This is a genomic window from Streptomyces sp. NPDC051104, from assembly GCF_040682835.1.
Taxonomy (GTDB): domain Bacteria; phylum Actinomycetota; class Actinomycetes; order Streptomycetales; family Streptomycetaceae; genus Streptomyces; species Streptomyces cynarae.
Genome location: NZ_JBFBBS010000001.1, coordinates 544,558 through 557,047 on the forward strand (window position 1 = coordinate 544,558; position 12,490 = coordinate 557,047).

Here is a 12,490-nt window from a genome sequence, read left to right on the forward strand (position 1 = left end):
GCCGGGCTCGCGCGTTCACCCGGGGGAGGCCGTCATGCAAACGGATCCGTCCCACTCGCTCTCGCTCTCGCCTTCGGCGCACGCGGGGAGTGCCTCGGTCGTCGGACTGTGGCGCTACCCGGTGAAGTCGATGCCGGGGGAGGAGCTGAACGCCTCCGGCATCACGGAGCACGGGCTCGTCGGGGATCGACGATTCGCCGTCGTCGACAAAGTGACGGGAAAGGTCGCGGGCGCGAAGAACCCGCGCAAGGGTAATTTCTTCGATTTTCGCGCTGCCTATGTCGTGCCTCCGCAGGTGGGATCGAAGCTCCCTGCCGTCCGTCTGACCCTGCCCGATGGAACGGCCGTGACGAGCGACCATCCCCACCTGGCGCAGATCCTCTCCGAAGCTCTCGGCCGGGAGGTCGTGCTTGCGCAGGCGCGAGGCGAGGCAGACTGGCCGGGCGCGACAGCCGAGGAGTACTGGCCCGATATGGCAGGTCTCGTCCACCGGGACACCGTGACCGAGTGGGAAATGCCGGCGGGGACCTTTTTCGACATGGCGGTCGTACACCTGGTGACGACGGCGACGATCGATCGGCTGCGCGCGCTGTATCCCGACGGGCGCTTCGAGGTTCGGCGGTTTCGGCCGAACATTGTCGTGGCAACCGGCCCGGACGAGCAGGGCTTCGTGGAGAACGACTGGGTCGGTCATGCGCTGGCGATCGGCGACGACGTCCGGTTGCAGGTCACCGGCCCCTGCTCCCGCTGCGTCATGATCACGCTGCCGCAGGGGGACCTGCCGCAGGACGGCGGCATCCTGCGTGCGGCAGCGCAGCACAACCAGGTGAATGTGGGGGTCTACGCCGAGGTGATCGCGGGCGGCACGATCCGGCGCGGCGATGCCGTCACGCTCGCGTGATCGGCCGCGAGGCACCGCGCATACGGAGGAGGCGGAAGTGGAGATGCAGCCAATCTCGCTCTACGAGCGCCTCGGCGGGATATACAGCATTGCCACCGTCGTCGACGATCTCATCGATCGGATCATGGTTGACGACCGCCTGAACGCGAATCCTCGCGTCAACGACGCGCACCACCGCGTACTGCCTCCAGGGTTCAAGTACCTGGTGACGGAAATGGTCGGCGAAGCGACCGGGGGGCCGCAGCGGTACACGGGGCGCGCGATGGAGGACTCCCATCGCGACATGCTGATCACCGGGGACGAGTGGGCGGCCTTCATGGACGACCTCAACAAGACACTCGACAAGTTCGAGGTACCGCAGCGGGAACGGTCCGAGGTGCTCGCCATCGTCGAGAGCCTCCGAGAGGCCATCGTCGCCGAACCGGTGACCTGAGACAGGGGCCGTGACCATCACACGGCAGGTGGGCGTTTCCCGGGACAGCTCACCCCGACGCCTCACGCAAATCATATTCAATGAAATACCGCTGCACGGATAGTGAGAAATACAGCGGCCAGGTACTGTCATCTGACTGCCGAAACGATTCTCCGTCGATTTATTCCCCCAAATGCCGGATACCTGGGCGCCCTGTGGCGCTCGTTAGGTGATCGTGACTTGGAACGAACCGGAAGATCAGATCCCCGTCGGAAGTGGCGCCGGCTGGCACGAGTCGGCCGGCGGTGACGTGCGCCTCAAGGGCTGTTCGGACCTTCTTGAAGACTTCTTCAAGAGGATCAGTGACATGGAGAGCGAATACCTGCGCGCTCTGGACGGAGCTTCCTGATACAGAGCTCGGAGGAACTTCGAGAATGGACAGGCTTCAAGGCGAGCCAAGCCTCTACGGCATCCAGTTCGCCCTGAGATCCGATCATGATGTGCTCGGCCAGCACTCTTATCATGTCGATCCCCTAGAGACGCATCCCGTGTGGAGCGCCCCCGGCCCGGACATCGCGCCGAACGGCTGGGATCCCGACGAAGAGCTGGCCCAGATGCTCTCCACCGTGTCGGCCGTGGACCCCGCTCCGCCCTCGATGGACGGCCAGCACCGCCACCGGATCGACCGGCGGCGCCCCCGGCCGGCCCACCACATCCTGGACGGTGGTCAGCGGCTCAGCCCCGTCACGCTCCTGGTCGCCACGATCGCCGCGTGCGCGGTGGCGATGCTGGGCTGGTCCACCGCCTACTCCTACAACCAGCTGCGCGAGATCGCCGCCACGGTCCTGCCGGCGCCGCTCGCCCAGTGGTGGCCGCTGACGGTGTACGGACCGTGGTTCGTGGCCGCGCTGTCCATCCTGCGGGCGGCCTTCCAGCACCGCACCGCCCGGCGGTCCTGGTGCGTCATCCTGATCGCCTCCGCGACGGCAGTGGCCCTGTGCATCAGCCACTCCTCGTACTCCGTGCTCTCGATGGTGATCGTCGGGATTCCGCCGATCACCGCCCTGGTGTGCTTCCGGGAGCTCGTCGGCCAGGTGTCGTGCAAGCACCGCCCCCGGCACGCCGCCCCCGGCAAGGAGCCGGCCGGCGGCGGCTGACCCACGACTCCGCGCGAACGGCACACGGATCGGCACCCGCCCCGAGCGAGCGGGTGCCGATCCGTGTGGTGCGTTGTCATCCCGCCATGGACGGGGCGTACGGCGACAGGGCCGGAGCGAGCTGCACTCCGGGAGCCAGCCCGAGGGCCACCAGGGCGTCGGGCAGGCCGCGTCCGACGCGGGTGGCCTCCTGCGTTCCGGGGGCGGCCAGTTGGCGGCAGCTCCCTGCGATGATCCCGAACAGGTGCTGCACCCGGCCGGGGCCGCGCGGCAGCAACTGGCCGTGGAAGTCCTCGTGGTGGGCGAGGACGAGGGCGGCGAGGCCGGCGACATGGGCCGAGGCGGTGCCGGTGCCGTCCAGGGCCGTGTAGCCGCCGCGCGGGGCGCACGACAGGACCGCCACTCCGGGGGCGGCCGCGTCCACGCCGGGGCCGTAGCAGCTGAACGGTGCGGCGAACAGCCCTTCGGCAGTCAACTGCGGCCCGATGTGGGTGGCCTGGGAGGTGCCCTGCGGGTACGAGCCGAAGACTCCCAGCGCGCCGACGGTGAACACGGTGGGCAGCGAGCCCGGGAAGCCGACCGGTCCGCCGGTGTCGCCCGCGGGTGCGACGCAGGCGATCCCCGCCGCGTAGGCGTCGGCGAGTTTGCGGGAGACCAGCGCCGAAGGGTACGGCGCGGCCACCGCGAGATGGGCGATGTCGACCTCGCGCTCGATGCAGTGGTCCAGAGCGGCGATCAGGTCGCTGAAGTGCCCGCCGGGCAGCACCTGGCAGACCTCGATCTCGGCGTCGACGGCGATCCCGATGATCCCCTTGCCGGTGTCCGCGCCGGCGATGATGCCCGCCGCGTGGGTGCCGGTGCCCAGGGTGTCGTGGGCCCAGCCGCTGTCGGTGCCGCGCACCAGATCGACACCGGAGCGCACGCGTTGCCGCAGATCGGGGTGCTCGGTGCTCACGCCCGAACCGATGACCGCGACCCGGACGCCGAAGGCGCGGAACGTGGGCGGCAGCCGGTCCAGGCGCATGGCCTGCTGGCCCCAGCCGTACTGCTGCCGCTGCTCCAGCTCCGGGTACACCTGGGCCAGCGGGGTGAGGGTGACCAGGTTCTCCTGCGTCGCCGACAGGTCGGGCCGGTGGATCCATCGATCGGCGTAACCGGCCGCGGGGCGGACGTAGAGGGACTGGACGGTCTCCGTGGTCTCCGTCGCCAGGGTGAGGGCGACCGTCCCGTCGGCCGCGGTGATGCCCTGGCTCGGCCAGGTCGCCCCGATCAGGAACACTCCAGCGCCCGCCAGCGGTTCGCCGTCCGGGCCGCACACGCGCAGCGAGATCTCCGCGGGCTCCTCCAACGGCGTGACCAGCCCCGGATCGCGCAGCGGCAGCACGCCCGCGGTCGGCGCGGCGGCGGGTCCGGTTCCGGACAGCGGCAGATCCGGTTCGATGTGCACATGCAGCGACCGCATGGCCGGTACCTGGGCCTCGGCCGCCTCGACGACCGCGATCTCCGGGCAGGAGGGCCGCATTCCGGCCGACTTCAGCTTCTCCGGCGACCGGAGTCTGCGGGTCACCGTCACCTCGGGCATACGCTCCAGCCGGTCGCACAGCGCGTCCATGCCGAGTTCGGCGACTCCCGGGGGGAGAAGACTCTGCGGCAGGGGTGTCACCATGTACCGGGCCCGGCGCGGCTGCACCGTGATCGGTGACGGGCCGCTCTTCCCGTGTGGCCCGGTCTCCTTGCCCTCGGGTGCCATCCCGCCGGCACCCGCTCCCTCGGACCCGCTCTCCCGGTTGTTTCCGGGTCTTTCCTTGACCATTGCGTCCACCTTCACCACGCCTGCGTCGTTCCTTGGCTCCTGATCGGCTCCTGATCCGGTGACGGCGGCCGCGCTTCCACAGTGATGCGGTGTGCCCGGGAACCGCTCCTGGGCACACCGCATCGCGCGCCGCCGGACGTCAGCCGATGCCGAAGGGCATCTGGCCGAAGCCGAAGCCGGGCTGCTGGTACTGCTGCTGGTAGGGCTGGCCGAACTGCTGGCCGCCCGCCCCGCCGGGGCCCCACGGCTGCATGCCCTGCTGGCCCTGCATGCCCTGCTGGCCCTGCTGGCCCTGCATGCCCTGCTGGCCCTGCTGACTCTGCTGGACCAGCGTCAGGATCGCGATCGGCAGCGCCTGCTGCACGGACTGCTCCACCGCGTGCCGCACGCCCTGGCGCAGCGTCGTGTGCAGCGCGATGGCCAGGTACGGGTGCGCCTGGTGGGCCAAGCCCTGCTGCTGGAGCTGCTGCTGGACCTGCTGGATCTGCTGCAGCGTCTGCTGCATGCGCTGTGCGATCTGCTGGCTCGCCTGCTGACAGGCCTGCTGGATGGTCTGCTGGACGACCTGCGCGATCGGCTGCTGGCCGAACTGCTGCTGGCCGAACTGCTGGCCGAACTGCTGCAGGGGCTGGGTACCGGTCATCACCGACATGAATGCTCCGTTCGATGGCACCAGGGGTGAAAGCCGACATAGAGAATCTATGCGGACTTCGTCGGACGATCCCGACGCCCTGAAGCTAAGGTGGCGCACTCACGATCGCAATCCGATGACCATCTCGACCGACCGTACGGTGGGACCGGTTCGGCGACGCGCTCGGTGCGCACCACGCCCCGCAGCGCAAGGCCGGCGCGGCCGGGACAGGGGTTCGGCCCGGCCGCCCGCTCGCACCTCCAACTGGATGAACCTCAGTCCTCGCCGCTCCCGTAGGGCCTCGTCAGGATCTCCATGTTGTGACCGTTCGGGTCGTCGAAGTACGTGCCCCGGCCGCCGTCGTTGTGGTTGATCTCGCCGGGGCGGTGGTGGTACGGGTCCGCCCAGTACCTCAGGCCCCTGTCCCGGATACGGGCGAAGATCACGTCGAAGTCGTCCTCGGAGACCAGGAACGCGTAGTGCTGTGGAGTGATCGAGCCGGTGGTCTCCATGTAGTCCAGCGTCACACCGTTGGGGATCTCCACCGGGGTGAACGGGCCGAACGGCGGCGCCACCTCCAGCCCCAGCAGATCGGCGAGGAAACGCGCGGACGCCTCCTTGTCGTGTGCGGCGACGATCGTGTGGTTGAGCTGCACGGACATGGGTCGGGCCTCCTGTCCCCCGGTTGCCGTAACCACTTCCCACGCTAGTGCCGCAACAGGCAACGTTCGCCCCGTCGCGACGCCCGGCACTCCCCCAAGCTCTCGGCTTCGCTCGAGCAGGGGGGGGACCCCCACCCCCAAGCTCTTCGAGCAGGGGGGACCCCCACTCGCCGCACCGGCCGAAAGCCCAAGTACATCCAGTACGAGGACTTCCGGCCGGCACTCCCCCAAGCTCTTCGAGCAGGGGGTACCCCCAGAGCACGCACCGGACACCGCTCCTTGACGGGCAAACGTTGCCTGCCGCGGCACTAGACAGCGCGACGGCTCGGCACATCGGTCTCTTCGGGCCCACGCCGCTGCGACCTTCGACCGACAACGCGCGTGAGGCGGCCACAGGGGCCGCCTCACGTGGTGCTGTCAGGGGATTCTCAGATGGTGGCCGTGTCGATCACGAACCGGTACCGGACGTCGCTGCTCAGCACCCGCTCGTACGCCTCGTTGATCTCGGAGGCGCTGATCAGCTCGATCTCGGCGCCGACGCCGTGCTCCGCGCAGAAGTCCAGCATCTCCTGGGTCTCGCGGATGCCGCCGATGCCGGAGCCCGCGAGGGTCTTGCGGCCGGAGATCACCGAGAACAGGTTGAGCGAGATGGGCTCCTCGGGGGCGCCCACGTTCACCAGCGCGCCGTCCGTCTTCAGCAGCGACAGGAGCGCGCCGAAGTCCATCGGCGCCGACACGGTGGAGATGATCAGGTCGAACGTGCCGCGCAGCTCCTCGAAGGTCTTGGGGTCGCTGGTGGCGTAGTAGTGGTCGGCGCCCAGCTTCAGCCCGTCGTCCTTCTTGCGCAGGGACTGCGAGAGCACCGTCACCTCGGCGCCCATCGCGTGCGCGAGCTTGACGCCCATGTGGCCGAGGCCGCCCAGGCCGACGATCGCGACCTTCTTGCCGGGGCCCGCGTTCCAGTGGCGCAGCGGGGAGTACGTGGTGATGCCGGCGCACAGCAGCGGTGCGGCCACGTCGAGGGAGAGGCCGTCCGGGATGCGGACGACGAAGTTCTCGTCGACGACGACCTTCTCGGAGTAGCCGCCGTAGGTGGGCTCGCCGTCCTTGCCGATGGCGTTGTACGTGCCGACGCCACCCTTGAGGCAGTACTGCTCCAGCCCCTTCTCACAGTTCTCGCACTCGCGGCAGGAGTCGACCAGGCAGCCGACGCCCACGCGGTCGCCGACCTTGAACTTGGTCACACCGGGGCCGACCTCCGAGACCACGCCCGCGATCTCGTGGCCCGGTACCATCGGGAAGATCGCCTCGCCCCACCCCTCGCGGGCCTGGTGGATGTCCGAGTGGCAGATACCGGCGAACTTGATGTCGATCAGGACGTCGAACTCGCGGACCTCGCGGCGCTCGATCGTGGTGCGCTCGAGCGGGGCCTTCGCGGCGGGTGCGGCGTACGCAGCAACGGTGGTCATGCCGAGTTTCTCCTAGGGGGTCGCGCGCCCGGCTGCCTACCACCGGGCACGGCGTCCAGCCTGCCCGACGGCAGCCGAGTCACCCAGGCCACGGTTCTGCCTACGACCGGCGGTCCTACCACTGGCGGGGTCAGGCTCCCGGTCGTACGACCGGGAATACTGGACGCATGGACGAACAGCTCGACTCCGTGCCGGAGCCCGCCGTGGGAGCCGGCCAGGCCCTGGACCGGCGCGCCGAGCTCAGCGAGTTCCTGCGCACCCGCCGGGCCCGGCTCAAGCCGGAGGACGTGGGGCTGCCGGACTTCGGCCGCCACCGCAGGGTGCCGGGGCTCAGGCGCGAGGAGCTGGCGCAGCTGGCAGGCGTGTCCGTGGCGTACTACACGCGTCTGGAGCAGGGCAACGGACGGAACGTGTCCGCGGAGGTGCTCGACGCGATCGCCCGCGCGCTGCGGCTGACCGACGCCGAGCACGCGCATCTGACGCATCTGGCCAAGCCGAAGGCGCACAAGAAGAAGCCGTCGGCCAGGACGCAGCAGGTGCGGGCGTCGCTCAGGCAGCTGCTGGACTCCTTCGACGGGGTGCCCGCGTACATCGTCGGGCGGCGTGCGGACATCCTGGCGTGGAACCGGATGGCCTCGGCCGTCTTCGGGGACTGGGCGCAGCTGCCGCCCCAGGATCGGAACTGGGCGCGGATGGCGTTCCTCAAGCCCGAGTACCAGGACCTGTTCGTGGACTGGGAGCAGAAGGCGATCGACATCGTGTGCCAGCTGCGGTACGAGGCGGGGTGTCACCCGGACGATCCGCGGCTGTCGGCCCTCGTCGGGGAGCTGTCGGTGAAGAGCGAGGAATTCCGGCGGCTGTGGGCGACGCACGACGTCAAGGAGAAGAGCCACGGGATGAAGCGGATGCGGCATCCGCTGGTGGGCGACCTCGCGCTGCAGTGCGAGTCGTTCCGGGTACCCGACGACGGTGAGCTGGCGATGGTGACGTACCACGCCGAACCGGGCTCGGCGTCGGCGGAGGCGCTGCGCCTGCTGGCGAGCTGGGGCACGGACGCGACCCGCGCGGGCACGGCCGCGCCGCAAGCCTGACGGCCGCGGCGCAAAGCGCGCCGCACCCCTGACGGCCGCGGCACAAAGCGCGCCGCACGCCGGACGGCCCACCGGAGGCATCGCTTCCGGTGGGCCGTCCACCATCTGTCCTCTGGCCGCCGTCTATCGGCTCACTTGGCGTAGAACGCGTTGTAGAGCGAGATCGTCGACTTGTTGCCCTTCTTGTCGGCGATCTTGGCGTGGAACGACAGGCCCTGGCCCTTGGCCGGGTTCTTGTAGGTGATCCTGCCGTTCTTGACGGTCAGCTTGGTCCAGGTCCTGCCGTAGTCGTCCGACACCCAGACCGAGAGCGACTGGAGGTTGCGGCCCGCGGCCGCGCCCTGGACGGTGACCGGGATGGTGACCTTCTTGCCGGCCTCGACGCGGCTGTCCAGGCCGGTGGTCGCGCCGAAGCGGACGGTCGAGGCGGGCAGCTGCGCGCTGTCCACCTTCTTGGACTTGAACGTCCAGCTCGCGTCGATGCGGGTGGACGCCGCCGCGACCTTCACACTGCGGATGACCGAGGTCGTCAGCGTGTACGTGGCCTCGGCGGAGGGAACCTCGAAGGGCTTCACGCCGAACAGCGGATCGTCGTTCGAGCCGACCTCGGTGCCGCCCCGGTACAGCGTCGTCTTCACCGACATGAACTCGGAGGATCCGGCGTGCCCCTGCCCGTCCGCGAACAGCGGCAGGTATCCGTAGATCTCGTTGCCGGCCCGGAAGAGGCCGTAGTCGGAGTTGATCACCGGACCGAAGACCGCGGTGTTGAGGGTCTTGGTGTAGGTCTTGCCTCCGGTGAGTATCCGCGGGTCGCCCAGCGTGTAGTACGCCTCCGAGACCGGGAAGCCGTCCGCGTCCTTCTTGCCGCCGTACTGCGAGAGGTCGAACGTCCACCGCGCCTTGTCACCCGTGGAGACGTAGAACGTGCGCGTGCCGCGCAGGTTCTGCTCGACGGGGATGTTGGAGCCGCTGTCGGTCGGTGTCTCGGCGTAGGCGCCGACCGCGCCGGTCTTGCCGCTGCTCGCGGCGCCGAGGTTCAGCTTCAGCGTGGCCAGTTCGTTCGCCCGGTAGTGGCGTACGTGCGCGCCCTGGAGCTGCTTGACCGCGGAGCCGGTGAACACGTCGTACTCGGCCGTGCCGCCCTTGGTCCACTGGCCGAACCAGGACTGGGAGAGACCGGAGGGGACCGCCGGGCCGACCTGCGCCAGGCGGATGTCCGCGAACGACGGAGCGGACAGGGCCAGGCCGGTGCCCGCAGGGTCGTAGACGTACGACACCGTCGCGGACCGCGGCTCGGCCGACGCGTCCGGGACCGTGATGTCGGCGGACCTGGCCTTGTTGAGGTCCAGGGTGATGGCGGTGTCCCTGGTGACGCTCACCTTGGGCTGGACCAGCCAGTCGACGCCGCCCTCGATCGCGGTCGGGTCCTTCACGGAGAGGGAGTCCAGCAGGTACGTGCCCTTGGGCACGCGGATCTTCACGGTCGTCGCGGAGCTCTGGGAGAAGTACTCCTTGCCCGCGTCGGCGCCCGAGGCCGCGACCAGGTCGCTGAGGTGGACGGGCGTCTGTCCGTCACGGCCCACGTACTTCAGGGTGACGTCGTACGACTCCGTCTCGCGCTCCACGGCCGCGGCCGTGCGCACGCTCCGGCCGCCGCCCGTCGCCGTCACATATGCCGAGTACGCGCCGTCGACGGTGCCGCCCAGCTTGCTGTTCACGGCGACCGGGACCGACGCCGTGCCGCCCGCCGGGACGGTGACCGTCTTCGCGCCGAGCGTGAAGAAGCCCGAAGGCGCCGCCTGACCCTTGGGGTTGGTGGCCGTCAGCGACAGCGTGAGGGTGACGGCGGTCTTCCCGGTGTTGCGGTACGTCAGCTGCTTGGTGATCGGCGTGTCGTCGGTGTGCGGCCACTGCGCGATGCCGAAGCTCAGGAACGACGGTTCGGCGAGCACGGTCTGCTTGATCGCCCTGTCCACGGCGATGCGTCCCGAACCCTGCTGGAAGGGGGTGTAGTTGCCGCCCTTCGCGGAGCCCGTCAGCGCCGACTTCAGCTCGGCGAACGTCCAGTCGGGGTGCTCCTGCTTGAGGAGGGCGGCGGCGCCCGCCACGTGCGGGGTCGCCATCGACGTACCGGAGATGGTCAGGTACCCGGCCGGGTTCTCGCCGACCTCCTGGTCGATGAGGCTGCCCGGGGCCGCGGCGGCGGTGATGTCCACGCCGGGCGCGGTCACATCGGGCTTGATGGCACCGTCGAGGCCGGGGCCACGGCTGGAGAAGTCGGCCAGCTTGTCGTGGTCGTCGACGGCGCCGACGGTGAGAGCGTCGGCCGCGCTGCCCGGGGAGCCGATGGTCTTCTCGCCGGCCTCGCCCTCGTTGCCCGCGGCGATGGCGAACAGGATGCCCTTCTGCTCGGAGAGCTTGTTCACCTCGGCCTCGAGCGGGTCGATGTCGGGCGTGTCGGCGCCGCCCAGGCTGAGGTTGACGATGTCGGCGCCCTGCTGGGCGGCCCACTCCATGCCCGCGAGGATGCCGGAGTCGTCGCCGTAGCCGTCGTCGTCGAGGACCTTGCCGCTGAGGATCTTGGCGCCGGGCGCGACGCCCTTGTACTTGCCATGCGACTTCGCGCCGGTACCGGCCACGATGGACGCCACGTGCGTGCCGTGGCCGACCTTGTCGGCGGTGGTGGCGGAGGTGGAGAAGTTCTTGGCCTCGATCACCTGGCCCTTGAGGTCCGGGTGGTCTGCGTAGACGCCCGTGTCCAGCACGGCGACCTTGACGCCCTTGCCGGTGTAGCCCGCGGCCCAAGCCGTCGGGGCGCCGATCTGCGGCACGGACTTGTCGAGGCCGGCCTTGCGGACGCCGTCGAGCCAGACGTGCGCGATGCCGGAGGCGGTGGCGTCGCCGTCGGTGACGGCCTTCCACAGCTCGGCCGCTTCGCGCTGGGGTGTGAGGACCGCGTCGGCGTTCAGGGACGTGAGGGTCCGGCGAAGCGTGCCCGCCCCGCGGACGTCGGCCTTCGCGGTACGGGCGGCGCCCTTGTAGCCGACGATGACCTTCAGGCCGTTCTTCTGGTCCGCGCGGGTCCGCGCGGAGTTGAGCTCGGTGACGTCGAACAGGCGCCGGTCGATCTTCCCCTCGGCGATCAGAGCGGCCGCGTCGGCCGGCACCACGTAGGTGTGTCCGGCGGCCTTGCGGACCTGAACCGGAACGTTCTCGCGGCCCATCGCCCGCTCCAGGCCCACGACACGGCCCTTGGCGTCGACGACGACACGGTCACCGGTGATGAGAGTGATCTGGTGCCGGCCCGTCAGACCGCCGGCGGGGCCGTGCGCCGCGGGGGCGGGCTTCGCCGACGCCGGGCTGGTCATGCCCGCCGCCAACGACACGGCGGCCGCCGTTGCGACGGTCGCCGCGCATGCTCTTTTCACTTGTCTGCGCAAGACTCCCCCTGGAGATGAGGTACCGGGCGAATCCCCATTCACCCGGCCGGGGGTGGCCTTGTGCATGCACACGTCATCCCCCCGGAGCACGCAGTATGCCGGGGGGTGATCAACGCCTCAATACGGGGGCCGTAACGACTTGGAACGACCGGGCGTCCACGAGACGGCCCGCCGAACGTCCTGCCGAACGGCCTGCGGAGCGGCTCCCGAACGGTACGGAGCGGCCTACGGAGCGGCGTTCTCCTTGACGGTGATTCTGCCCTTGCGAATGGTCGCGAGCCGCGGCGCCTTCTTCGCGATCGACGAGTCGTGGGTGACCATGATGAACGTCAGCCCGTGCTCCTTCCACATGCGTTCGAGCACGTCCATGATCTCGTCGCGCATCGACTCGTCGAGGTTTCCGGTGGGTTCGTCGGCGAGCAGCACCTTCGGCTGCTTCACCAGCGCGCGGGCGATCGCGACGCGCTGCTGCTGACCGCCCGACATCTCGCCCGGCAGATGCCCGAGCCGCTCCCCGAGTCCTACGGAGTTCAGTGCCTCGGCGGCCCGTTCGCGCCGCACTGCGGCCTTCACCCCGAGGGGGACCAGGGCGGTCTCGACGTTCTCCTGCGCGGTGAGTGTGGGGATGAGGTTGAAGGACTGGAAGACGAAGCCGATGTTCTCGCTGCGCACCTTGGTGAGCCGGGCCTCGGAGAGCCTGGCCAGGTCGACGCCGTCCAGTTCGACCTGGCCGGATGTCGGCTTGTCGAGTGCGCCGAGCATCTGCAGCAGCGTGGACTTGCCGCCGCCGGTGGGGCCCTGGATGACGAGCCGGTCGCCGTCGCCGATGGTGAGGTCGACGCCGTCCAGGGCGTTGATCGTCTCCTTGCCCCGTGTGTAGCGCTTGGTGACGCCTCTGAGTTCGTACATGGGTG

11 protein-coding genes are annotated in these 12,490 nt (G+C 69.6%); 5 read left to right on the forward strand and 6 right to left on the reverse strand.

Features of this window, described 5'->3' with window-relative positions; translation table 11 throughout:
* Positions 1-34: 34 nt before the first annotated feature.
* The 4 genes from AB0N14_RS02685 to AB0N14_RS02700 all read left to right on the forward strand — a co-directional run bounded on the left by AB0N14_RS02685 (position 35) and on the right by AB0N14_RS02700 (position 2,470).
* Entirely contained in the window at positions 35-901 is an 867-nt protein-coding gene (locus AB0N14_RS02685) for an MOSC domain-containing protein (protein ID WP_366023910.1), read from the forward strand.
* A gap of 43 nt (positions 902-944) precedes the next feature.
* Positions 945-1,334, forward strand: a complete 390-nt coding sequence (locus AB0N14_RS02690; RefSeq protein WP_366024242.1) for a group 1 truncated hemoglobin — start codon at positions 945-947, stop codon at positions 1,332-1,334.
* 214 nt (positions 1,335-1,548) lie between these two features.
* Positions 1,549-1,722, forward strand: coding sequence for a hypothetical protein (locus tag AB0N14_RS02695; RefSeq protein ID WP_366023911.1), 174 nt, complete (start codon positions 1,549-1,551; stop codon positions 1,720-1,722).
* 25 nt (positions 1,723-1,747) lie between these two features.
* On the forward strand, positions 1,748-2,470 hold the full coding sequence (locus AB0N14_RS02700) for a DUF2637 domain-containing protein (RefSeq protein ID WP_366023912.1): 723 nt from the start codon (positions 1,748-1,750) through the stop codon (positions 2,468-2,470).
* Positions 2,471-2,546: 76 nt separating this feature from the next.
* Here AB0N14_RS02700 and AB0N14_RS02705 read toward each other — a convergent pair whose 3' ends face one another.
* The 4 genes from AB0N14_RS02705 to AB0N14_RS02720 form a co-directional block, all read right to left on the reverse strand.
* Positions 2,547-4,283: a S8 family serine peptidase gene (locus tag AB0N14_RS02705; protein ID WP_366023913.1), complete on the reverse strand. Its 1,737-nt coding sequence runs from the start codon at positions 4,281-4,283 to the stop codon at positions 2,547-2,549.
* Between the two features lie 139 nt (positions 4,284-4,422).
* A complete protein-coding gene (locus AB0N14_RS02710; protein ID WP_366023914.1) occupies positions 4,423-4,935 on the reverse strand; it encodes a hypothetical protein in 513 nt (170 codons plus the stop codon).
* A 254-nt stretch (positions 4,936-5,189) separates the two neighbouring features.
* Positions 5,190-5,576: a VOC family protein gene (locus AB0N14_RS02715; protein ID WP_366023915.1), complete on the reverse strand. Its 387-nt coding sequence runs from the start codon at positions 5,574-5,576 to the stop codon at positions 5,190-5,192.
* A 428-nt stretch (positions 5,577-6,004) separates the two neighbouring features.
* The gene (locus tag AB0N14_RS02720) at positions 6,005-7,045 is read right to left on the reverse strand and encodes an NAD(P)-dependent alcohol dehydrogenase (protein WP_366023916.1); all 1,041 of its coding nucleotides are present in this window, start codon (positions 7,043-7,045) and stop codon (positions 6,005-6,007) included.
* Positions 7,046-7,212: 167 nt separating this feature from the next.
* Between AB0N14_RS02720 and AB0N14_RS02725 the strand changes: the two genes are divergently transcribed.
* Positions 7,213-8,136 carry a helix-turn-helix transcriptional regulator gene (locus AB0N14_RS02725; protein WP_366023917.1) on the forward strand — a complete coding sequence of 308 codons (924 nt, stop codon included), beginning with the start codon at positions 7,213-7,215 and terminating at the stop codon, positions 8,134-8,136.
* Between the two features lie 131 nt (positions 8,137-8,267).
* Here the strand turns inward: AB0N14_RS02725 and AB0N14_RS02730 are convergent, their stop codons facing one another.
* Together AB0N14_RS02730 and AB0N14_RS02735 are read right to left on the reverse strand one after the other, a co-directional pair.
* Positions 8,268-11,504: a S8 family peptidase gene (locus AB0N14_RS02730; protein ID WP_366023918.1), complete on the reverse strand. Its 3,237-nt coding sequence runs from the start codon at positions 11,502-11,504 to the stop codon at positions 8,268-8,270.
* Positions 11,505-11,801: 297 nt separating this feature from the next.
* The gene (locus AB0N14_RS02735) at positions 11,802-12,485 is read right to left on the reverse strand and encodes an ABC transporter ATP-binding protein (RefSeq protein ID WP_366023919.1); all 684 of its coding nucleotides are present in this window, start codon (positions 12,483-12,485) and stop codon (positions 11,802-11,804) included.
* Positions 12,486-12,490 lie beyond the last annotated feature (5 nt).

What these genes read in the sequence shown, in the direction of transcription:
- AB0N14_RS02685 (WP_366023910.1), top strand. Translation starts at nt 35, where the DNA reads ATGCAAACGGATCCGTCCCACTCGCTCTCGCTCTCGCCTTCGGCGCAC.
- AB0N14_RS02690 (WP_366024242.1), top strand. Translation starts at nt 945, where the DNA reads ATGCAGCCAATCTCGCTCTACGAGCGCCTCGGCGGGATATACAGCATT.
- AB0N14_RS02700 (WP_366023912.1), top strand. Translation starts at nt 1,748, where the DNA reads ATGGACAGGCTTCAAGGCGAGCCAAGCCTCTACGGCATCCAGTTCGCC.
- AB0N14_RS02705 (WP_366023913.1), bottom strand. Translation starts at nt 4,283, where the DNA reads ATGGTCAAGGAAAGACCCGGAAACAACCGGGAGAGCGGGTCCGAGGGA.
- AB0N14_RS02710 (WP_366023914.1), bottom strand. Translation starts at nt 4,935, where the DNA reads ATGTCGGTGATGACCGGTACCCAGCCCCTGCAGCAGTTCGGCCAGCAG.
- AB0N14_RS02715 (WP_366023915.1), bottom strand. Translation starts at nt 5,576, where the DNA reads ATGTCCGTGCAGCTCAACCACACGATCGTCGCCGCACACGACAAGGAG.
- AB0N14_RS02720 (WP_366023916.1), bottom strand. Translation starts at nt 7,045, where the DNA reads ATGACCACCGTTGCTGCGTACGCCGCACCCGCCGCGAAGGCCCCGCTC.
- AB0N14_RS02725 (WP_366023917.1), top strand. Translation starts at nt 7,213, where the DNA reads ATGGACGAACAGCTCGACTCCGTGCCGGAGCCCGCCGTGGGAGCCGGC.
- AB0N14_RS02730 (WP_366023918.1), bottom strand. Translation starts at nt 11,504, where the DNA reads ATGACCAGCCCGGCGTCGGCGAAGCCCGCCCCCGCGGCGCACGGCCCC.
- AB0N14_RS02735 (WP_366023919.1), bottom strand. Translation starts at nt 12,485, where the DNA reads ATGTACGAACTCAGAGGCGTCACCAAGCGCTACACACGGGGCAAGGAG.